The sequence below is a fragment of the Pseudomonas sp. 21615526 genome, assembly GCF_013386245.1.
In the GTDB taxonomy this organism is placed as follows: domain Bacteria; phylum Pseudomonadota; class Gammaproteobacteria; order Pseudomonadales; family Pseudomonadaceae; genus Aquipseudomonas.
Map to the genome: position 1 here is coordinate 1 of NZ_JACAOM010000172.1, position 22,394 is coordinate 22,394.

General features: G+C 60.3%; 16 protein-coding genes and 1 pseudogene. 12 read left to right on the top strand and 5 right to left on the bottom strand.

Annotated features, from left to right (window positions below; all coding sequences use genetic code 11):
* Positions 1 to 144 precede the first annotated feature (144 nt).
* The 4 genes from HX786_RS30080 to HX786_RS30095 all read left to right on the top strand — a co-directional run bounded on the left by HX786_RS30080 (position 145) and on the right by HX786_RS30095 (position 5,450).
* A complete protein-coding gene (locus HX786_RS30080; RefSeq protein ID WP_087693011.1) occupies positions 145 to 1,035 on the top strand; it encodes a bestrophin family protein in 891 nt (296 codons plus the stop codon).
* 75 nt (positions 1,036 to 1,110) lie between these two features.
* Complete coding sequence (locus HX786_RS30085; RefSeq protein ID WP_102369052.1) at positions 1,111 to 2,169, top strand: lipopolysaccharide assembly protein LapB; 1,059 nt, start codon at positions 1,111 to 1,113, stop codon at positions 2,167 to 2,169.
* Between the two features lie 111 nt (positions 2,170 to 2,280).
* A complete protein-coding gene (locus tag HX786_RS30090; protein WP_178913002.1) occupies positions 2,281 to 3,783 on the top strand; it encodes an ATPase domain-containing protein in 1,503 nt (500 codons plus the stop codon).
* A complete protein-coding gene (locus tag HX786_RS30095) occupies positions 3,780 to 5,450 on the top strand; it encodes a response regulator (RefSeq protein ID WP_177022834.1) in 1,671 nt (556 codons plus the stop codon). Before HX786_RS30090 ends, HX786_RS30095 begins: the two co-directional genes overlap by 4 nt.
* Before the next feature lie 30 nt (positions 5,451 to 5,480).
* Here the strand turns inward: HX786_RS30095 and HX786_RS30100 are convergent, their stop codons facing one another.
* From HX786_RS30100 to HX786_RS30120, 5 genes are all read right to left on the bottom strand, one after another.
* A complete protein-coding gene (locus HX786_RS30100) occupies positions 5,481 to 5,858 on the bottom strand; it encodes a response regulator (RefSeq protein ID WP_003217591.1) in 378 nt (125 codons plus the stop codon).
* A 78-nt stretch (positions 5,859 to 5,936) separates the two neighbouring features.
* Positions 5,937 to 7,130: a hybrid sensor histidine kinase/response regulator gene (locus HX786_RS30105; RefSeq protein WP_178913003.1), complete on the bottom strand. Its 1,194-nt coding sequence runs from the start codon at positions 7,128 to 7,130 to the stop codon at positions 5,937 to 5,939.
* On the bottom strand, positions 7,124 to 7,723 hold the full coding sequence (locus HX786_RS30110) for a chemotaxis protein CheB (RefSeq protein ID WP_008431027.1): 600 nt from the start codon (positions 7,721 to 7,723) through the stop codon (positions 7,124 to 7,126). The genes HX786_RS30105 and HX786_RS30110 overlap by 7 nt, the downstream gene beginning before the upstream one ends.
* Positions 7,720 to 8,535 (bottom strand): protein-glutamate O-methyltransferase CheR, encoded by an 816-nt coding sequence (locus HX786_RS30115; RefSeq protein WP_003217583.1) that lies wholly within the window; start codon positions 8,533 to 8,535, stop codon positions 7,720 to 7,722. Before HX786_RS30115 ends, HX786_RS30110 begins: the two co-directional genes overlap by 4 nt.
* Positions 8,536 to 12,033, bottom strand: a complete 3,498-nt coding sequence (locus tag HX786_RS30120) for a response regulator (RefSeq protein ID WP_178913004.1) — start codon at positions 12,031 to 12,033, stop codon at positions 8,536 to 8,538.
* 280 nt (positions 12,034 to 12,313) lie between these two features.
* Here HX786_RS30120 and HX786_RS30125 point away from each other — a divergent pair, with 280 nt between their 5' ends.
* From HX786_RS30125 to HX786_RS30160, 8 genes and pseudogenes are all read left to right on the top strand, one after another.
* Complete coding sequence (locus HX786_RS30125) at positions 12,314 to 15,880, top strand: hypothetical protein (RefSeq protein WP_256735339.1); 3,567 nt, start codon at positions 12,314 to 12,316, stop codon at positions 15,878 to 15,880.
* Positions 15,881 to 16,096: 216 nt separating this feature from the next.
* Entirely contained in the window at positions 16,097 to 16,462 is a 366-nt protein-coding gene (locus HX786_RS30130) for a response regulator (protein WP_177042100.1), read from the top strand.
* 237 nt (positions 16,463 to 16,699) lie between these two features.
* Positions 16,700 to 17,491 carry a hypothetical protein gene (locus HX786_RS30135; protein WP_177067777.1) on the top strand — a complete coding sequence of 264 codons (792 nt, stop codon included), beginning with the start codon at positions 16,700 to 16,702 and terminating at the stop codon, positions 17,489 to 17,491.
* Positions 17,492 to 17,500: 9 nt separating this feature from the next.
* The gene (locus HX786_RS30140) at positions 17,501 to 18,946 is read left to right on the top strand and encodes a DUF1254 domain-containing protein (protein ID WP_178903510.1); all 1,446 of its coding nucleotides are present in this window, start codon (positions 17,501 to 17,503) and stop codon (positions 18,944 to 18,946) included.
* Between the two features lie 12 nt (positions 18,947 to 18,958).
* Positions 18,959 to 20,359 (top strand): DUF1254 domain-containing protein, encoded by a 1,401-nt coding sequence (locus HX786_RS30145; RefSeq protein WP_178913005.1) that lies wholly within the window; start codon positions 18,959 to 18,961, stop codon positions 20,357 to 20,359.
* A gap of 58 nt (positions 20,360 to 20,417) precedes the next feature.
* Positions 20,418 to 21,323 (top strand): transporter, encoded by a 906-nt coding sequence (locus tag HX786_RS30150; protein WP_177042108.1) that lies wholly within the window; start codon positions 20,418 to 20,420, stop codon positions 21,321 to 21,323.
* 32 nt (positions 21,324 to 21,355) lie between these two features.
* On the top strand, positions 21,356 to 22,105 hold the full coding sequence (locus tag HX786_RS30155) for a DUF2092 domain-containing protein (protein WP_177042110.1): 750 nt from the start codon (positions 21,356 to 21,358) through the stop codon (positions 22,103 to 22,105).
* A pseudogene (locus HX786_RS30160) lies at positions 22,102 to 22,394 on the top strand (hypothetical protein); the annotation flags it as partial. The gene HX786_RS30155 and the pseudogene HX786_RS30160, both read left to right, overlap by 4 nt.

Consider the following 22,394-nt stretch of genomic DNA (forward strand, 5'->3'; position numbering starts at 1 on the left):
ATCTGCTTTCGCTCTGGTCACCGAAAAAACGGATATGTACTCAATCCCGATAGACCCCACCAATCACCCAGTCAGCCCAAGCAATTGGACGCAACGCAAACATGCTTCTAACCTGACAGCCTGCGCCACCCAAGAAGCCCGCCCATGATCGTCCGTCCCAAACCCAACCTGCTCGGCATCCTGTTCTCCCTCAAGGGCTCGATCGCCAAACGCATTGCGCTGCGCAGCCTGCTGGTCACCCTCCTGGCCTCAGTCATCGTGCTGGTAGAAACCCTGCACCCGGCCTACTTTTCCAAGGTCAACGCCACACCCTTCACACTGCTGGGGCTGTCACTGTCCATCTTCATGAGTTTTCGCAACAACGCCTGCTACGACCGCTGGTGGGAAGGCCGCAAACAACTGGGCCAGATGATCATCGAGATCCGCTCACTGATCCGCGAAACCCAGGTCCTCAACCCTGCCGAACGCAAACACGTCCTGCGCAGCCTGTGCGGTTTCGCCCATGGCCTGATCGCCCGCCTGCGCCTGGAAGACGAAAGCCAGGCGATCAAACCGTGGGCCAACCCAGAACCCGGCCACCCGAACCTGCCCGACAGCATCCTGCAAGACCTCGGCGCCCGCTGCTCGAACCTCGCCGAACAGGGCCACATCAGCGACTGGCGCTACACCCAACTGGAAACCCGGCTGTACGGCCTGAGCCAGGTCCAGGCCTCCTGTGAGCGGATCAAACACACCCCGCTGCCCTTCCCCTACACCTTGCTGCTGCACCGCACCATCTACCTGTTCTGTATCCTGCTGCCCTTCGCCATGGCCGAGCCGCTGGGCTGGCTGACCCCGGTGTTCACCGCCATCGTCAGCTACACCTTCTTCGGCCTGGACGAAATCGGCGACGACCTCGAAGACCCGTTCGGCTTCGACGAAAACGACCTGCCCTGCAACGCCATCGTGCGCACCCTGGAGCGCGAGATTCTCGCCGCCCTCGGCGAAACCACGCTGCCGCCGGCCCTTGAGCCGATTGAGTTCGTGCTGACGTGATGCGGGTTTGACACTCGCGATAACCTGACCGAAGCTGATGGCTTTGCACTAGCTGCCCAGCTTTCGGACGCCTGCATGTCAAAGTCACGCCGTTACTCCATCGTCGGCCTGTGCGCCCTGTTGTTTATTGTGCTGATCACCTGGTATTTCACCCGCACCACGCCGGTGGTGGTGCCCCCGGCCATCGCCCATGGTTACGCCAAGGCCTTGAAACAGGCGCACAACGGTGAACCCGGCGCTGCCCGGGTGCTGTATCAACAGTTGGGCCGCCCGGACCTCTCCGATGTGCGCCGCGCCGCCCTGCATGCCGAACTGCCCAACTACCCAAGCCCCCAGGCCCTCAAGCTGGCGGACAAGGACCTGGCCAACGACGCGCCAATGGTGCGCGAGGCGGCGATTCACAGCATTGTCGGCCTGGTGCCCAGCGGCCAGCGCACGCTGTTGCTCGGGCCACTGCTGGATGACCCCGAGCAAAGCGTCAGGTTTGCCGCGGCCAATGCCTTGCTCGGGCTGTCCCCGGATACCCTGGGCCTGTACTTCGGCCCGTTGCAGCAAGTGCTCGACGAATACGTGAAGCTGCTCAAGGGCCAACCCGAAAGCCCCGAAGGCTGGATCCAGCTGGCACGCCTGTACATTCACAGCGCGCTGCTGCCCGACGCACAAAACGCCCTGGAGCAGGCGATGCGCCTGCAACCGGACAACCTGCAAGCCGTGGTCGCGCAAATTGAACTGCTGGACAAGCAGGGCAAGGTCGACGAGTCCCGCCAACTCCTGGCCAAACAGTTGCAGGCCCACCCCGATTCGGCCTACCTGCAACATGCCCTGGGCATGTGGCTGCTGCACCATGGCGAGCGCGCCTTTGCCCTGCTCAGCCTGTCCCGAGCGGTGGAGCTCGAACCGAACAACCAGGATTACCGCTACGACCTGGCCACCACCCTGCACGCCCAGCAGGAACTGGAGGCCGCCCAGCGCCAGCTGGAAGAAATCATCCAGCGCAACCCGGCCAATCGCAAAGCCAGGGTGCTGCTGGTCAATTACTGGAAGGAAACCGGCCAGTTGCAGAATGTGCAGGTGCTGCTGGCACAGCTTGAACAGCAGAATCCGGACGACCCGGCGCTGCAACAGGGCCTGTAAAAGCGGTATTTGATACAAAACGTTGAACCGCCACACGGCGCCAAGGTCAAGTAAATATGGCGCGCCCCAGACGGCGCTGCCGACTACTTATTTGTGACCCGAGGGCACTTCTTGTCTACATCCAAAGAGCTGTTCACAGCAAAGGCGGCCACCGGTATTGAAGGTCTGGACGACATTCTTGCCGGAGGGCTTTCCCGTAGCCATTTGTTCCTGCTGGAAGGTGAACCCGGCACCGGTAAAACCACCGTGGCCCTGCATTTCCTCCAGGCCGGCGCAAAAAACGGCGAACGATCGCTGTACATCACCCTGTCGGAAACCGAGCGCGAGTTGCGCCAGGGTGCCAAGTCCCATGGCTGGGACCTGGACGAACACATTCACATCTTTGAACTGACTCCCCCCGAAAGCCTGCTCAATGCCGAGCACCAGCAAAGCCTCCTGTATTCCTCGGACCTTGAGCTGGGCGAAGCCACCCGGCAGATTTTCGAAGTGGTGGAACGGGTCAAACCTACCCGCGTCGTGATCGACAGCCTTTCGGAAATCCGCCTGCTGGCGCAAAGCTCCCTGCGCTATCGCCGGCAGATCCTGGCGATCAAGCACTACTTCGTGCGCTACGACGCCACCGTGCTGCTGCTGGACGACCTGACCACCGAGTCCCTCGACAAGACCGTACACAGCGTGGCCCACGGTGTGATTCGTCTCGAAGAACTGACCCCCAACTACGGTGCCGAGCGCCGCCGCGTGCGGATCGTGAAATACCGTGGGCAGAAATACCGCGGCGGTTTTCACGACTTCACCATCATGGAAGACGGCGTACATGTGTTCCCGCGCCTGGTGGCAGCCGAGCACCGTGGCGGCTACAACCGCCAGACCCTCACCAGCGGCATCCGCGAGATGGACGCCCTGTTGGGCGGCGGGATCGAGACCGGTTCCAGCACCTTGATCCTGGGCCCGGCCGGTACCGGCAAATCGCTGATCTCGATGATCTTTGCCGCGGCGGCCGTCTCCCGGGGCGAAAAAGCCGCGCTGTTCATTTTTGACGAAGAGCTGGGCCTGCTGTTCGAGCGCATGAAGAACATGGGCATCGACCTGAAGGCCCTGCAAGCCACCGGCAACCTGCTGATCGAACAGGTAGACGCCGCCGAGTTGTCCCCCGGCGAGTTCTCCCATCGGGTGCGCCGCTGTGTGGACGAACGCGGGATCAAGACCGTGGTGATCGACAGCGTCAATGGCTATCAGGCCGCGATGCCGGAAGAGAACGCGTTGATCCTGCACATGCACGAACTGCTGCTGTACCTCAACCGCCGTGGCGCTGCGACCTTCATGACCGTCGCCCAGCACGGGCTGGTGGGGGACATGCAGGCGCCGGTGGACATTACCTATCTGGCCGACACCGTGATCCTGCTGCGTTACTTCGAAGCGCTGGGCAAGGTGCGGCGCGCTATTTCGATCATCAAGAAACGCACTGGCAGCCACGAATCGACCATTCGCGAATACCGCATCGGCAGTCGTGGCATGACCATCGGCGAACCGCTTGATGCGTTCCAGGGTGTATTGCGCGGCGTACCGACCTACATGGGCACCGACAACCCGCTGCTCAAGGATGAAAGTTCATGAGTGGCCTGCCGGCCATTTTCGAACGGGCGATCATTCTGGCGCCCCTGGGTCGCGACAGCTCCCTGGCGTTGATGATGCTCAATGAGGCTGGTTTCAACGGCATCATCGCCAGCCATTTGCAGATGCTCTGCGAGGAGCTGGAGCACGGTGCCGGCTTGCTGGTCATTGCTGCCGAAGCCCTGCGCGGTATCGACCTGGAACCGCTGCTCACGTACCTGCATCAGCAACCGGCGTGGTCAGACCTGCCGATTGTGCTGATGACGCACCACGGCGGCAGCGAACAGAATGGCTCGTCGCACCTGAGCACCTTGCTGGGCAACGTGACGTTCCTGGAGCGTCCGTTCCACCCGATCACCCTGATCAGCCTCGTGACCACGGCGCTGCGCGGACGTCGTCGGCAATACGAGGCCCGCGACCGGCTGATCGACCTGAGCCAGAGCGAACAGCGCCTGCAAAGCACCCTGGAAACCCTTGAGCAACAGGTGGAAGAACGCACGGCGCAGCTGCGCAATAACGAAGAAGCGTTGCGCCAATCGCAGAAAATGGAAGCCGTCGGCCAATTGACCGGCGGCATCGCCCATGACTTCAACAACATGCTGACCGGCATCATCGGCAGCCTGGAACTGCTGCGCAGGCGCGTGGCTCGGGGCCGCACCGAAGACCTCGACAGCCTGATCGACCTGGGTGTCACTTCAGCCAACCGCGCGGCCGCCCTGACCCACCGCTTGCTGGCGTTTTCCCGTCGCCAGTCGCTGGATTCAAAACCGGTACAGATCAACCAATTGGTGAGTTCGATGGGTGAGCTGCTGCAACGCAGCCTGAATGAAAGCATTGCCCTGGATATCCGCCTGACCGAGCAACTCTGGACCGCCGAAGCCGACCCCAACCAGCTGGAAAGCGCCCTGCTCAACCTCGCCATCAATGCCCGGGATGCGATGCCCAACGGCGGCAAACTGGTGGTGGAAACCACCAACCGCCACTTGGACAGTGTGTTTACCGCAGCCTACGGCACCCTCACCCCTGGCGACTATGTGGAACTGAGCGTCAGCGACACCGGTTGCGGCATGCCCGAGAGCGTGATCAGCCGTGCATTTGACCCGTTCTTCACCACCAAACCCATCGGCCAGGGCACCGGGCTGGGGTTGTCGATGATCTACGGGTTTGCGCGCCAATCCCACGGGCATGTGTCGATCCACAGCGTGGTGGGCCAAGGCACCACCGTCAGCCTGTTCCTGCCGAGGTATGTCGGCGAGGTCATTGCAGATGAACCGCTCAACCCGGCATTGCTGCCGTTCGCCAATGCCGGCGAGACCGTGCTGATCGTCGAGGACGACCCGGCCGTGCGGGTGCTGGTCAGCGCCGTGCTGAGTGAACTGGGCTATGCCTTCGTCGAAGCCGGTGATGCCGACAGTGCCATGCCGATCATCGAGTCCAGCCAGCGCATTGACCTGCTGATCAGCGACGTTGGCCTGCCCGGCATGAACGGCCGGCAACTGGCGGAGATCGGCCGGCAGGTGCGGCCCGAGTTGAAGGTGTTGTTTATTACCGGCTATGCAGAGCATGCGGCTGTACGGGGCGGTTTTCTGGACCCGGGCATGCAGATGATCACCAAGCCGTTCACCTTTGATCTGTTGACGGCAAAGGTGAGGGAGATGATCAAGGCTTGAAGAGGGAGTGTGCTCCCTCTTCTCAAGACGTTAAGCCAACAGCCGCTGGATATGTTCCTGCAACGTATCCAGGTCAAACGGTTTGGCCAGGATCGGCGCATTGCGCGTGATCGGGCTGTTGCAGTCGAGAATCTCCTGCGGGTAACCGCTGATGAAGATCACTTTCAATTCCGGTCGCAGCTTGATCGCAGGCTCGGCGATCTGCACCCCGGAAATGCCGCCAGGCAGGCGGTAGTCGGTCACCATCAGGTCCAGGTGCGGCTTGGTGGCCAGGATTTCAAACGCCTGCTCACCGTCAATCGCCTTCAACACCCGATACCCCAGGCCCGCCAGGTACTCGCCCAACACAAACATAATCGATTCGTCATCTTCGACGATCAGTACAACATCTTGTGCATCTTCACTCATGGGAAGCCTTTGTCCGGTCAATTGCTGCTGATACGACCATGGGGTCACGCAGAGGTTGCGTCGGATTTGCGATTGATTTCATGCTCCGGCCTCCAGGGGCAGGCAGACGCGGAACAACGCGCCCTCGCCTATCCGGCTTTCCACTTCAATGGTCCCGCCGTGGGCCGCGATAATCTGCTCGGAGATAAACAACCCCAGGCCCAGGCCCGCCACGGCATGGTTGGCCGACACGCGTTCGAACTGTTGGAAAATACGCTTCTGGTTGTCTTCGCTGATGCCGATCCCGTGGTCACGTACTTCTACCCGCGCTTCGCCATGCTCGGCGTACACCCGCACTTCCACCGGGCTCTTGGCCCCGTAGCGCAAGGCGTTGGTCAACAGGTTGGACACCACCTGTTCGATACGGAATTCATCCCAGTTGCCTACCACCGGCCCTTCCTGGACCCAGGCCACCGAAGACTCCGCCGCCGCCACCTGCGGCGCAAAATTTTCCAGCAGGTTGTGCACCAGTTGCGTGAGGTCAAAGCGACCGGGGCGGATCGACAGCTTGCCCGTGCGAATGCGCGACACGTCGAGCATGTCTTCGATCAGGCGGATCAGGCTCTGGATCTGCCGCTCATCGCGGTCGACCATGGCATGCATCTTGTCCAGGGTAAACGCCGCGGCGTTGTCCCGGGCAAGGTGCATCTTGCGCAGCTGGGTTTCCAGGATCAGCCCGTTGAGGGGCGTGCGCACTTCGTGGGCGACGATCGACATGAAGTCATCGCGCATGCGCACGGCCTGCTCCAGTTCGGACTGGGTGGCCTGCAAGCGCGTGAGCAAGGCTTCCTGCTCGCGCCGGCTTTGCTCCAGGGCTTCAACCTGCTGCTTCATCGCCTTGCTCTGGCGGTACAGGTCAACGAATACGTTGACCTTGCTCTTGACCGCGTGGATATCCAGCGGCTTGTGCAGGAAATCCACGGCGCCGCTTTCGTAGCCCTTGAACGCATAGTTGAGCTCACGGCCGGCAGCGCTGACAAACACGATGGGAATGTTCTTGGTCTTTTCGGTGCCGCGCATCAGCTCGGCCAGCTCGAAGCCGTTCATGCCCGGCATCTGCACGTCGAGAATGGCCATGGCGAACTCGTGCTCCAGCAGCAACGACAAGGCCTCGTCGGCGCTCAATGCCTTATAGACCTGGCGGTCCTCGCGCTTGATCAGCGCTTCAAGGGCCAGCAGGTTTTCCGGCAGATCGTCGACGATCAGCAGTTTGGCCTGGACAGTACTTAACATGGGGAGGATTCCAGGGAAGCCAGCAAGGTGCCGATGCGGCTCAAGGTGAGGATATGGTCAGGTTCATGCAGCGCCAGGGCGGCCCGGGGCATCACGGCGACGCGGGCCTCCAAAGGGTCCTGCACCACCGTGGTACCGCCGCTCTGCTTGACGTGGGCCAGGCCCCGGGCGCCGTCCTGGTTGGCCCCCGTCAGCAAAATCGCCAGCAAGCCCTTGCCGTAGACATCGGCGGCTGAATCAAACAGGTAGTCGATTGCCGGGCGGGAATGGTGCACGCGGTCCTCCTGGCTCAGTGACAGGCTGCGGTCGTGCTCCACCGACAGGTGATAACCGGGGCCGGCAAAATACAGGGTACCGGGCTGGATCACTTCCTTGTCGCGGGCCTCCACCACCTTCATCGATACGCGTCGGTCAAACACTTCCGCCAACTGGCTGCGGCGCTCGTCGGGCAAATGCAGCACGGTAATGATCGGCAGGCCGAAGCTCGCCGGCAGCTCGCCAAAAATGCTCAGCAATGCCTCGACACCGCCTGCGGAAGCGCCGATCACAATGGCCTCGATCCCGGATACCGGGCTGGCAGTAGCTTCATTCATAATTTTCGGTAGATCCGTTCTTGCTTGACCAGGGGTTCGAACTGTTTGCTGTAGGCGGAAAAATCCAGGGTTTCCTTGCTGCCCAGCACCAGGAAGCCGCGGTGACACAGCGACTCATGGAACAATCCAAACGCCCGATCCTGCAACTTTTTATTGAAGTAAATCAATACGTTGCGACAGGAAATTAATTGAGTTTCGGAAAACACGCTATCGGTCGCCAGGCTGTGATCGGCAAACGTCACGTTCTCCCGCAGGGTCTTGTCGAAGATCGCATGATCGTAAGCCGCCGTGTAGTAATCGGCAAACGAACGCTGGCCACCGGCCTGTTGGTAGTTGTGGGTATAGGCGCGGATGTTCTCGAGGGAAAAGATCCCCTGCTTGGCTTTTTCCAGGGACCGGGGATTGATGTCGGTGGCGTAGATGATGGTGCGTTCCAGCAGGCCTTCCTCACGCAACAGGATGGCCATGGAATACACCTCCTCCCCGGTACTGCAGCCCGCGATCCAGATCTTGATCGACGGGTAGGTCTTGAGCAGCGGCACCACTTCCTTGCGAATCGCCAGGAAGTGCGAGGGATCGCGAAACATTTCGCTGACCGGAATCGTCAGGAACTGCAGCAACTGCATGAACGCCGTCGGGTCATGCAGCACCCGTTCCTGCAAGGCCGAGATGGTGGCGCAGTCGAACTGACGCAACGCATGGGCCACGCGGCGCTTGACCGAAGCGCCGGAGTAGTCGCGAAAGTCGTAGCTGTACTTGAGGTAAATCGCCTCAATCAACAAGCGCAGTTCGATGTCAGTGCTTCGTTCCAATTAAATCCGTTCCATCTTGGGTAGCCACACGCGAATCAATGAAAACAACCGGTCCAGGTCGATGGGCTTGGCCAGGTAATCGTTGGAGCCTGCCGCCAGGCAGCGCTCCTGATCGTCCTTCATGGCCTTGGCCGTCACCGCGATGATCGGCAGCTTGCGCCAGCGCGGGTCCTGGCGGATCAAGGCGGTGGCCTCGTACCCGTCCATCTCCGGCATCATCACGTCCATCAGTACCAGGTCGATGTCATCGACTTCATTGAGTTTCTCGATCGCCTCGCGGCCATTACGGCCGATCACGACAATCGCGCCCTTGTGCTCCAGGGCACTGGTCAGGGCGAAGATATTGCGTACATCGTCATCCACCAGCAGGATCTTGCGGCCCTCGAACACCTTGTCGCGGCTGCGGGCAGTCCTGAGCATTGTCTGGCGTTCATGGGACAACTGCGATTCGACTTTGTGCAGAAAGAGTGTCACCTCGTCCAGCAGGCGCTCGGGGGAACGCGCGCCCTTGATGATGATCGAGCGCGAATACTTGCGCAGTTCGGCCTCTTCATCGCGGGTCAGGTTGCGCCCGGTGTAGACGATCACCGGCGGGAACGAGCAGATGTCCTCGATGGACATGCGCTTGAGCAGCTCGTTGCCGAGCATGTCCGGCAGCTTGAGATCGATGATCATGCAGTCGTAGATGTGGGTGCGCAGCAGGTCCAGGGCCTCCTGGGCGAAGCCTACGGCGGTGATCTCGATATCATCGTCGCCGATCAGGCGGGCAATGCTGTCTCGCTGAAGGTCATCGTCTTCCACCAGCAGCACACGCTTGACCTTCTGAGTCAGCTTGGCTTCCAGGCGGGCGAACACATCCTTGAGCTCTTCGCGGGTGGTCGGCTTGACTGCATAGCCCACGGCGCCCATGTGCATGGCGGCTTCGACGCGGTCCTCCACGGAAATCACGTGCACCGGGATATGGCGGGTCCCGGCATGTTCCTTGAGACGTTGCAGCACGGTCAGGCCGGAATGGTCCGGCAGGCGCATGTCCAGCAGGATCGCGTCGGGAATGTACTGTTCCGCCAGGGCGTAGCCTTCGTCTGCGCCATGGGCCACCAGGCAGTGGTAACCCAGTTCATGGGCGAGGTCGAAGAGGATGCGGGCAAAGTTGGGCTCATCTTCCACCACCAGGATGCAACGCGTGGCGAACGGAGCCTTGTCGCGGTCATCGATAAAGCGCGGAATCTGCGCTTCGTGGGCGATCGGCATCGGCGACACCTTGATCGGCGCCGGTGCAGGCGCAGGGGCCACCGCGCGCGACTGTTCCAGCGCGGGGGTGTCTTCGTCACGCTCTACATAGTGCTCGGGCACCACCAGGGTAAAGATACTGCCCTGGCCAGGTTCGCTGGTGACGCTGATATAGCCGCCCAGCAGGTTCGCCAGGTCCCGGGAAATCGACAGGCCCAGGCCGGTGCCGCCGTAACGACGGTTGGTGGTGCCATCGGCCTGGCGGAAGGCCTCGAAGATGCTTTCCTGCTGGTCCGGGGCGATGCCAATCCCCGAGTCGCGTACGGTAAAGGCGATGCCCTCCCCCGGTGCCCGGGATACCGACAGGCTGACCTCACCTTTCTCGGTGAACTTGATGGCGTTGGACAGCAGGTTCTTCAGAATCTGCTCCAGGCGCTGGCGGTCGGTGAACAGCATGTGTGGCGAGCCTTCCTGCACCTCCACCTGGAACCCGAGCTTGCGGTCGGCCGCCAGCGGCTCGAACATGCCGCGCAGCCCATCCACCAGGCGCGCAACGCTGGTGTTCTCCGGGCGCATTTCCAGCTTACCGGCTTCGACCTTGGAGATATCGAGGATGTCATTGATCAGGTTGAGCAAGTCGTTACCGGCCGAGTAGATCGACTCGGCGAACTTGACCTGTTCGGCGCTGAGGTTTTCCTGGGGGTTCTCCGCCAGCAACTTGGCCAGGATCAACGAGCTGTTCAGCGGCGTGCGCAGCTCGTGGGACATGTTGGCGAGGAATTCGGACTTGTACTTGCTGGAGCGCTGCAACTCGTCGGCGCGCTCTTCCAGCTCGATCTGTACGCGGTTGAGCTGGACGTTCTTCTGGTCCATGGCATCGCGCTGCTCGGCCAGGGTCTGGGTCTGTTCGGCCAATTGTTCGTTGGTCTGTTCCAGCTCCGCCTGTTGGGTTTCCAGGTGGGCCTGGGACTCCTTGAGGATGCGCGACTGTTCTTCCAGCTCTTCGTTGGCCGTCTTGAGCTCTTCCTGCTGCACTTGCAGCTCTTCATTGAGCTGCTGGGTTTCGGCCAGCACTTCTTGCAGGCGCTGGCGATAACGCGCGGCTTCGATGGAGGTGCCGATGTTGTCGGCAATCAACTCCAGCAGTTCGACATCACGGTCATCGAGTGCACGCAGGAAACCCAGTTCGATCACCCCGTTGACCCGGCCATCATCGCTGGTCGGTACCACCAGCACGCTGCGGGTCGAACCTTCGCCGAGGCCGGAACTGACCTTGAAGTAATCCACCGGCACATCGTCCAGGCGAATCAGGCGGTCCTGCCGGGCCGATTGGCCGACGATGCCTTCGTCGTTGTAGATCGACTGTTCCTGCTGCTCCTGCTCGCGGGAGAAGCCATAGGTAGCCACGCGTGTGAGGCCGCCGTGCTCTTCACGCACGTACAACGCCGCCACCGCCGAGCCCATGTACTGGGCAAAGAACTGCAAAATGTTGCGCCCCAGCAGGTTCAGCGTCAGTTGGCCAAGGACCTGCTCGGCCAGCTCGGTCTGGCCGTTGCGCAACCAGGCTTGCTGCTCGAGGCGCTTGGCGATCCTCTGCTGCGACATCAGGTTTTCGCTGTAACTGTTTGAAAGTTCTAGAAGATTCTTTCGGCCGACATACGCCAGGAAGCCACTCAGGCCGAGCACAAACACCAGGTACAAGGTGACGCTGATGATCGTGGTGCGGGTAACGTCTTCATTGCGGGTGATGCGGAACTGTTGCTCCATCGCCACCGCCCGGTCGTACTCCTTGCGAATCTCGTCCGTCAGGCTCTTGCCACGCCCGGCTTTCACGGCGGTGCGGTAATCGCCGTTTTGCCGCTGCATGTCAATCATCGACTGGGCGTAGGTGTTCCACGCCTGTTGCAACGACTCCAGACGCTTGAGCCGGTCCACCTGCTCCGGATTGTCCGCCACCAGTGCCTGCAAGTTGCGCAAGTCGGAAATGATCCGCGGCTTGGCCACTTCGTACGGGTCGAGGAAATGCTCGTCACCGGTAATCAGGAAGCCGCGCATGCCGGTTTCCAGGTCCACGGTCAGTTTCGAGGTTTCGTTGAGATTGTTGATTACCCGGTCGGTGTGTTCGACCCACTGGATCACCGACAACAGGTAGGTGATCAGAACGACGAAAAACACCGCGCTGAGCACGCCAACGCCCAACGGCAGTGCCACGTTGCGGCCCAGCAATTTACGGAAGCTTTTCTCATCGACAGACGACGCGGGAGTCATGGGCATGCCTTGGCCAATACGGAAAAACGAGGAGTTTGCCCCAAAGTTGCGCCTGAGCGCTATTTTTCTGCTACCCGTAGCGACATGGATTACATAACCCATTGATAAATAGACGAATGGATGTGTTTTTAACACTTGGCAATTGACTTTCCTTCTTACATGGGAACCGAAGTGAGCCTGGAACGTTGTGTGTGGGCCGCCCCACCCAAAGGGGTGCCGTGGGGAACAGGGAACCTCCTCGGAAAAGGCGCGTATCTCCTAATAAAACAGGTACCCACCGATGCAAAATGTCAGCCACCTCTCCGTGCAACAGCCTGCGCCCCAATTCTTTTCCTCCCCTGCTTCCGGGGCATCGTCCCTGAGCCCCCAGCCAGCCACGCCCCCTGCCGTTGCAGCAGCGCCAGCATCAGCCGCCAGCCGCTCCGATGTGCTGAAACAGCCCATGGCCGACCGGCAGAACTGGCAGAACCTGCTGGACGCCATCAACCTCGCAGCCCCGGCCCTGCAAGACTACGACACCGCCCCCTATGTACAGTCCGTCCTGAAGCTCACACAAATGGCCATTCATCCGGACTCGTCCCATCACAACACCCTGGACATGGGGACCAGGGTCAACCAAAGCCTGGAGGCATTCCTGAATGCCAACGGGGTGCCTCTGCCAACCTCCAAGGCCGAGTTGCTCAAGCTGAAACTGGAAGCGATCGTCAGGATCGCCGCCCACCCTTTCGGTGACCTGGGCGGTGCCTTGTCCTGGCCTGCACCGCTGGACCAGAACCAGCAAACTCAGTTGCGCCTGCTTGCGATGAACCACGCCCACCACCTCGGCGATCAGCCGCAAGTCACGCAGACAAAGAGCGTCCTGGACTTTCTCGCGTACCAGAATCCCATTCCTGCGGCCGCCTTGAACGACCCGGCGAAGATCCTCGAGTTTCTTTTAAGCTCGCCCGAAGGCCAACTGATGGGCCAGGCCCTGCAGCGCGGGCTGAATGGTATCGAGACCAAGAACAGCCATTACGACTACCTGCTGGCCGCCATCAGTGCACAGATGGATCCCGAGTCAGTCCAGGCGCCTCAACGGAACAAACTGGCCGGTTTCGACGTGGCCAGTGAAGAACATTGGGGCAAGCCGGCCTCTGCCATCGTCAACGGGCTGAGCGCACACCTGTCGAGCGAGGGCAGAACGAGCCCCGAGATGGCCCAGGCGGGTGCTTACGTATTGCTGGCAAGAACAGCCCCGGAGTTCCTGATCAAAGACATCCCGGCCAGCGTGACCTATGGCAGCCCGGCCTGGGTCAACCTGGCGGTTGCAGCGGCGTCGATTGAAGCGCAGTCGCCGGGCTCGGTACCGAACATGACTTTCGCCCAAGTGATGCTCAAGGCCGAAAGCGCTGCACTCGCCGAGCCCGCCGTGACCCAAAGCGCACAGAGGGCAGCGCTGATTGATTGGGCCGTGGCCAACGGCGTTATCAGCAAACAACCCGACGATGCCTACAGCCCCGACCAGCTGGAAGCGATACGCGTCGAGTTCACTCAGCAGGTGGATGAACGCATGAAGGCCTCCACCCTGCTGGAGACCGATATCCCGAGCCGCAAGGCCATTGCACTGGCCCAGCTCAAAGAGCGATTTGGCGAGGATGTGCCGTTTGAAAAAAAGGCCCTGACGGTGAAGGACACCCGCCAACAACAGTTTGGCGTACCGCTCTACGACCCTAACCGCGCACCTGCGGGCCTGCATTCGTTGCTGGACATCGCCATGAGTGGCTTGGGCGATTACACCTGGGAATCCAAGGATCCAGACATCACCCAGGCACTGGAAGGCCAGTCGCTCAAGTTCGACGTAAACGCGACATTTCAAAAGCAGTTTGAAGCGTCGATCAAGTCGTTGAACGACGGGGTTGTCACCACCGTAAAGCACCTGATCGCCAGCCTGCCGCTGGAAGATCGAAAAAACATCGAGCAGGGCAACCTCACTTTTTACCAGCCCTCTGTTTATCAATTGGGCCCAAACCTGGTCACCTCGCTTTTCAAACCGATTAAAAATGAGCTGCTGATACAGGTAGAGGGTGGCACGGAACCTGTTACCTATAGGCTGGACATAAAAAACGGCAGCATCAAAAAAGTAACGCCCCAGGATTTCTCTGCGAGTACCTGGGAACTGGCGATCGAGGAAAACAGAATAAAAAAATTCGACGCTTCAGAGGCCAGTGAGCCCGAGCGCTCAGCCAGTACAGACACGAACCCACTGCCTCCCAACAGCTTTGCCACCGCCCGTACCCAGTACATCGCGGATGCATTTGTCGAAAACCTCGACCTGGGCAACGAGGATGTCGTCAAGCAAGCCAAGGGCGCCACGACCTACGAAAAGCAAATGGAAACCGAGTTGAAGGTGACCCATTTCTTCCTGGACCTCATTCCCTTCAAGTCAGCGATTGCCAACTTTACCAAGGGTAATTACCTGGAGGGGGCGATTGACCTCCAGCTGGACCTGCTGGGCTTTGTCAGCCTGGGTTCGTCCAAAGCGGCCCAGGCGGGCACAAAAGCCCTCAGTGCAGGCGCCAAGGCGCTGAATGTTGCCAAAAAGATCGGTGTCGCCACCATCGGCGCCTTGAACCCGGTGGGCGGCTTGGGCGATTTGCTTCTGGGAGGCGCAGGACTGATTAACCGGGGCGGCAAGTTTGTAGTCGAAAAAAGCATTAACGGGCTAAACAAACTCAAGGGGGCAGCCGGCAGCCATGACCTGTTGAAAGCCGCCGGCAAGGAACATGGCGTCGCGGCAATCGGCACCATCAAGCTGGCGGATCAAACCGTCGAAGCCTCCGCTGTATTGAACAAGGGCGAATGGTACGCGTACGACGCCCTCAAGAAACAACCCTATGGCCCACCGCTGAAGGGGTTCACGCCACAGACCGTGTCGGTCCAGGACAACGTTGAAAGCTTCTGGGAGTACTTTGTCGGAGGGCCGGCCACCAAGGCGCAAAACACACCCTCCAAGCAATTATCCAACTCATTCAAGGCTACGCAGGAACACGCCAGAACAACGAGCCACGATGCGTATATGCGTGGCTATAACAACGGGGTAGTGGATGACATCCCGGGCTACTCGGGCTCCATGGATATCGCAGAGCTCATGGAACTGGCACTTAAGCCGAATCGAAGCCCCGAAGAAATCGGCGCCCTGGCACAGTCAATAGGCAAAAAGCGATCAGAAGTCGGCCTTAAAAACTATGAGTTCTACAAAGCCGAAATTGAGCGCATCCCCGGCATCAAGCTCCGGGGCATGCCCCAGAATTTCTATTTGAGCCAGGTGGACACGGTGACCGGAGGCGAATGTGGCGTGTTAGCCAACGCAATGGCCTACGCCGTGTCCGTTGGAAAACAGGACGAGTACATCGACAAGCTTTTCATTGCAGCGGCAACCAAGGAAACCAACCCAAAATCGGCGAGGTTCATCAAGGACATGAGCGAAGCCCAGGATCACTTCAGAAAGCGACCGCACTCGGCTGAAGTCGTCACGCAAAAGTCCTATCAGGCCATCATCGATGACCTGGCCAACGCGACGACGTCCAAGACACTCATCATCGCCACGCCCGTCCACGCGATGACAGCGGGAGTGATCGTGGAAGGCGGCACGCGAAAATGGTTCTATTTCGACCCCAATTTCGGATTGGTCAATTTTCCGACCGAGGACGCCATGAAAAAAGGAATGAAGGAATCGCTGGCCAACAGTAAGGCGCAGCTTATCCCGGGAGCGTTTGGGACGCCGACAAACCCGGAATATACGGTCAGCACCTTCAAGGCAAGCGAGAACCAGAGCCGGGTCCATGGGTTGGTGTACGGATCCCTTTAACCGATAAAACCGGCAGCTTGAGACCATGGCCGGGGCTTGCTGGTTGTTCCAGCAAGCCCCTGGCAAGTGAGTGGCGGTGATACGCGACATTTGTAGCCGTTACCGGCACAATGTTTTGCTTATCTGGGGAACTTGCCGGGACCGACAATACTCAGGATGAAAACGGTCTTCCCATTGCCCAAGACCTGCCCCTTCCACTGTTCGGGAACCTCCACTATGTCAGCCGCCCCCTCCACCATCCTTGTAGTCGAAGACGACGCCATCGTGCGCATGTTGATCGTCGATGTCCTCGAAGAGCTGGAGTACCAAGTGCTTGAAGCGGCCGATGCCGAAGAAGCCTTGAAAATAGTTCAAGACACCGACCAGACCATCGACCTGATGATGACCGACGTCGGCCTGCCGGACATGGACGGCAAGCAACTGGCCCTCAAGGCCCGTGAAATACGCCCCGCCCTGCCCATCCTGTTCGCCAGCGGTTATGCCGAAAATATCGATTCGCCAGCCGACATGCAGGTGATCGGCAAGCCGTTCTCGATTGATCAGTTGCGTGACAAGGTCAAATCCATACTGCCCGTCTGCTGAAGCCCCCTATTCCCCAATGCCGTTACACAGTGACGGCATTCCAATGCAGTCTGCGCCCAGCGGACGCCTCCGTGATCGCGACCACAGCAAACAACTAATTCTTTCGATTGACTAGCGAGTGCGGAATTTACTGCTAGCGTCAAACGACATGTCCTACACGTAATAGTGAATAAGGACAGCCCCCTAGCCTTCGCAAACGCGCTATCGGGAACATCACCAGGGAATTGGGGAGTGGTCATGCTCAAGTCATCGTATTTTCCAGCAGTTGTGCTGGTGGCTTCGGTGTTGCCTGTGATTTCGGCCCAGGCCGACAACGCCGACACCGCCAACAAGAGTAACAACCCGCTGAACCTCGCGCCGGGAGCGAACCTGCAGGATTACTACACGCCCAGGCTGTTCGACAGCAACGCCCACACCAATGACACGCTGCTGCGCGGCACATTGCCGATTGCGCCATCGGATTTCATCGGTGTCCCTCAGTTACTACGTGCCACCCTGCCCATCAGTACGCGCCCCGACCCCCATAGTGGCTACACCACCGGGATCGGCGACCTGAACCTGTTCGATATCTTCCTGCTCAAGACCGATGGCGTGCAGTTGGGCATCGGCCCGCAAATCACCGCACCTACCGCCGAGCACGATGAATTGGGCACCGGCAAGTGGCAGGCCGGACTGGCGGCGGTGGCCATCGACGCCTCGCCCCGCGGCTTGCTCGGCGCACTGGTGCAATACCAAAGCTCGTTTGCCGGGGACAGTGACCGCGCCCATGTCGAAAGCGCGACCTTCCAGCCGTTCATCATTCACAACCTGCCCAAGGGCTGGTACCTGCGCTCTACCGGCACCTGGACGTTCGACCTGAAAAACGACACCCATTACATCCCTATCGGGTTCGGTGCCGGCAAAGCCTGGAAATCCGGCAGCAACATCCTCAACGCCTACCTCGAACCGCAATGGACCGTGGCCCGCAAAGGCGATGGCCTGCCGCAGTTCACCCTGTTTGCCGGGATCAACGTCACGTTTGGGAAATAAGGATATTTTATGCGTGTTCTGATTCGTAGTGCCGGGTTCTGCCTGTTAACCCTGACCGCCGCTGTACAGGCACAGACCCTGGACACCCGCATCGGCCCGATCACCATGGAAGGTGAACTGCCGGCCCACAGCGAAATCGCCAAACTGTATGGCGAGCTGGATTTCCAGCAGGCTACCCAGAGTTTTCTCTGGGCCCTGCCGCTGGTGTCCTACGCCCAATGGCAGGACGAATTCAGCACCAAGCTTGGCGCACGCAGCGGCGATTTGATGGTACTGACCACCTACGAAGACAAGCTCGGCGTGATCACGGCCAACGCCACCACACCGTATATCCTCGGCTTCGTCGACCTCAACGAGACCGGCCCGCTGGTGATCGAACTGCCGCCAGGCCCCACGGCCGGCGGGATTGGCGACTTCTGGCAACGGGCGATCATCGACATGGGCCAGACCGGCCCCGACCTGGGCAAGGGCGGCAAGTACCTGGTGTTGCCACCCGGCCAGGAGCCACCCGCAGATGCCGGCAAGTATTACCTGGCCAAATCGGAAACCATGAACGTGCTGGTGGGTTTTCGCGTACTCGACCCCGACCCGGCCAAGGGCAAGGCGCTGGTTGAGCAATTCAGGATGTACCCCTACGCCCAGCGCGCCAACCCGGCGAAAACCCGCTTACTGTCTCCCGGCGGCAAGCCCTGGTCCGGCACCCAGCCGCGCGGCATGGCCTACTGGGAACGGCTGCACGGGATTATCCAGAAAGAACCGGTCAACGAGCGTGACCGCTTCTATATGGCCATGTTGTCCAGCCTGGGCATCGAAAAGGACAAGCCGTTCAACCCCAACGACCGCCAACGCCAGGCCCTGGAGCAAGGCGCACAAATGGGCGAGTTGATTGCCAAGGCCAATGCCTTCGCCAAACGCTTCCCCCAGGCCCAGTACTGGAAAGACCGGCAGTGGGACACCGTGCTCAACATCGCCGAACCGTCCCAGCGCGTTACCTACTATGACCAGCTCTGGGAACGCAGCGCCTGGTTCTATGAAGCGGTCACCAACACCAAAGGCATGGTTTCCAAGACCCCCGGCCTGGGCCAGACGTACCTCGGCGCCTATACCGACAACAAGGGCCAATGGCTCGACGGCGGCAAGGCCTACACCCTGCATGTCGGCGCCAACCCGCCGGCCAAACAGTTCTGGTCGATGACCGTGTATGACATCGACAGCCGCTGCCTGATCGACAACCCACAGCGTAAAGCGGACCTGTCTTCACGCCAGGATTTGAAGAAAAATGCCGACGGATCGATAGATCTTTACTTCGGACCGCACGCGCCAAAAGACTTCGAGAGCAACTGGGTGCAAACTCTGCCCGGCAAACACTGGTTCAGCTATTTCCGACTGTACGCGCCGACTGAAGCCTACTTCGATAAAAGCTGGAAACTCGACGATATCCGACTGATTCAGTAAGGACGCAACAACATGATTCGAAAACCGACGCGCCTGCTGTTGGCGAGCCTCTCGATTCTCATGAGCACCGGCGCCTGGGCCGATTTCACCGCTACGCCGAGTGAAGCCAGGGCCATCGCCAAGGAAGCCTACCTTTATGGCTTCCCCGTGGTGGAGATGTACAAGACCCTCTACACCCAGGCCGTCGACAAGACCGGGCCGAACTACAAGGCGCCGTTCAACCATATCGGCAACACCGCGCAGGTGTTCACGCCCAAGGACACTGCGTTCGTTACACCGAATTCGGACACGCCCTACTCCTTCGTCTGGCTCGACCTGCGCGCCGAGCCGGTGGTGCTGACCCTGCCGAAGATCGAGGACAACCGCTACTACTCGGTGCAGTTGATCGACCTCTACACCCAGAACTTCGGCTACCTGGGCACCCGCAGCACCGGCAACAACGGTGGTCACTACATGATCGCCGGCCCCGGCTGGAAAGGTCAGCAGCCCACCAATATCGACCGCGTCGTGTACAGCGAAAGCAACATCGCCTACGCGCTGTACCGCACGCAATTGTTCGATGACAAGGACCTGGCCAAGGTCAAGCAGATCCAGGGCGGCTACAAGGTCCAGACCCTCAGCAACTATGTGAACCAGCCGAAACCGACCAAGCCGCCGAAAATCGCCTGGCCCAAGCCCACCCCGAACATGAGCGACAGCGTGCACCTGTTCCGCTACCTGAACTTCATGCTGGGCTATGCGGCGCCTCAGGACAGCGAGAAAGACGTGCTGGCGCGTTTTGCCAGGATCGGCGTCGAAGCCGGCAAGCCGTTTGACCTCAAGGCTCTCACCGTCGAGCAACGCAAGGCCCTGGAAGACGGCATAGCCGACGGCAAGGCCGAGTTTGCGGCGTTCAAAAAAGACAAGGTCGATACGCACCAGGTTACCAGCGGTGACCTGTTCGGCAGCCGCGATCACCTGCAGAACAATTACCTGTACCGCTACGCCGGCGCCAACATGGGCATCTTCGGCAACTCCACCGATGAAGCCGCCTACCTGAGCTACTTCGTCGACAGCGAGGGCAAACCGGCCAACGGCGCACGCCACAGCTACACCCTGCATTTCGACAAGGGCCAACTGCCACCCGCCGATGCGTTCTGGTCGCTGACCATGTACGACGCCAAGACCAAGCTGCTGGTGCCGAACCTGAAGAAACGCTACCTGCTCAACTCGCGGATGCTGCCCAACTTCAAGCTCGATGCCGATGGCGGCCTGACGCTGCTGGTGGCCCACCACGAGCCACCGAAAGCCGAACAAAGCAACTGGCTGCCAGCACCGCCCGGCCCGTTCTACGCGGTATTGCGCATTTACCTGCCCAAGCCCGAAGTGGGCAACGGCCAATGGAAGCTGCCACCGCTCACACCGATCAAATAGCGCCTGGTCACGTAGTACCGCTGCACCCTGACATCAGGCATTTACAAGGAGTAGAGCCATGGTTTCACGTAGTCAATTGAGTGCGTTTACCGCCGCCACGCTGGCACTGATGCCAGGGATAGGGTTTGCCGACAATGCCAGGGATTGGCAGAACACCCCGACGGATCTGAACATGGTGTTCGGCTACTACAACCGGGTCGACACCAACACCCCGATCGACACGACATTGCCCATCAACGGCCTGTCGTTGAACGCCGACCTCTACCTGTTCCGCTACGCCCGTTCCTTCGGCATCGACGGGCGCAACAGCGCCATCCAGTTTATCCAGCCGTACGCCGACGTTTCGGCGTCGTTCGACAACGCCCAGTTTTTCAGTGGGACCAAGCGCAACGGTGGCATGGGCGACACGCAGATTGTGTTCGCCCATAACATCTTCGGTGGCCCGGCATTGACCGCCGAGGAATTCGCCAGTTGGAAGCCCGAGACGTTCCTCACCGGTGCGCTGTGGATGACCATGCCCACCGGCGACTACGATAAAGACCGCATCATCAACATCGGCTCCAACCGCTGGGTGTTCAAGCCCGAACTGGGCTTCGGCACCCCGATTGGCCCGACCTGGCTGGAAATCAACACCTACGTGTCGCTGTTTGGCGACAACAAGGATTACCACGGCGACAGCAAGCTGGAACAAAAGCCGCTGTATGCCATCGAGGGTCACTACAGCTACACCATCAACCGCGCACTCTGGGTGTCGCTGGACGCCACCTACAACCGCGGCGGCGAAAGCAGGATCGACGGCGACTGGCAAGACAACAAACAGGAAAACGGCCTGCTGGGCGCCAGCCTGGGTTTTATGTTGTCACCCCAGTTTGGCGGCCTGATCGCCTATAACGACACGGTCTCCGAGCGCACCGGTTCACCCGATGTGAACACCTGGACCTTCCGCCTGCAGTACGTCTGGTGAGAGCCACCTTCACGGAGTGAACGGAGTGCGCCATGTCCCGTATTCATCTCGCGCGTCTATTGCTGGCAGGCTTGCTGCTCACCCCTCACACCGTTTTGGCCGACGAGCTGGAACCCAAGGCCCTCACCGCCCTGGAGCAGATGGGTGGCTACCTGCGCAGCCTGCAGCAGTTTCGCATCGACGCCCACAGCCACACCGACCAGGTGCTGGAGAACGGCCAGACCATCGAGTTCAGTCACCAGACCCGCCTTGCAGCGATGCAGCCGGACAAGCTGCAAGTCTCGGTGGAAAGCGACGGTGAGCGCCGCAGCCTGTTCTACAACGGCCAGCGCTTCACCCTGTACGACAGCCGCAGCGGTTACTTCGCCAACCAGGCGGCACCGGCGAATATCGGCGGGTTGCTCGACCAGCTGAGTGAACGTTATGGCATCGAGCTGCCCCTGGCCGACCTGTTCCGCTGGCATCCCGGCACCGCCAAGGAGGTGGGCATCAGCAACGCCGTACTGATCGGCAGTGAAACCATCGACGGCCAGACCTGCACCCACTACGCCTATCGCCAGCCGGACATCGACTGGCAATTGTGGATTCGCCAGGGCGCGCAACCGCTGCCCTGCCGATTGGTGATCAGCCGCCGCGACACCGCCGAACACCCTCGGCACAGCGTCAACTACCTGTGGCAGCTCAACAGCCCGCCCAAGCCTGCCGACTTTGAGTTCACCCCGCCGGCCGGCGCCCGCGCGGTGCCCCTGCAACAGTTGGAGCCTCAGGGAGAACAGCCATGAAAAGCATGGCGGCGGTGCTGACCGCGACTTTGCTGCTGACGCTGTTCGATCCGCTGGCGGCCCAGGCCTGGCAACTGCGCGGCGGTGGTGGCGCACGCACGTTTGTGGTGCCCCATGGCGGCGGTGGCGGTTATCGCCCGCCCATGCCGGCGCCGCGCCCGATGCCTGTACCACGGCCGATGCCACCGCACCCGGAGCCCCATCCGCAACCCCATCCACAACCAGGACCTCATCCTGAGCCGGGGCCGCATCCGGGGCCCGGGCCACAACCGGGGCCACATCCTTACCC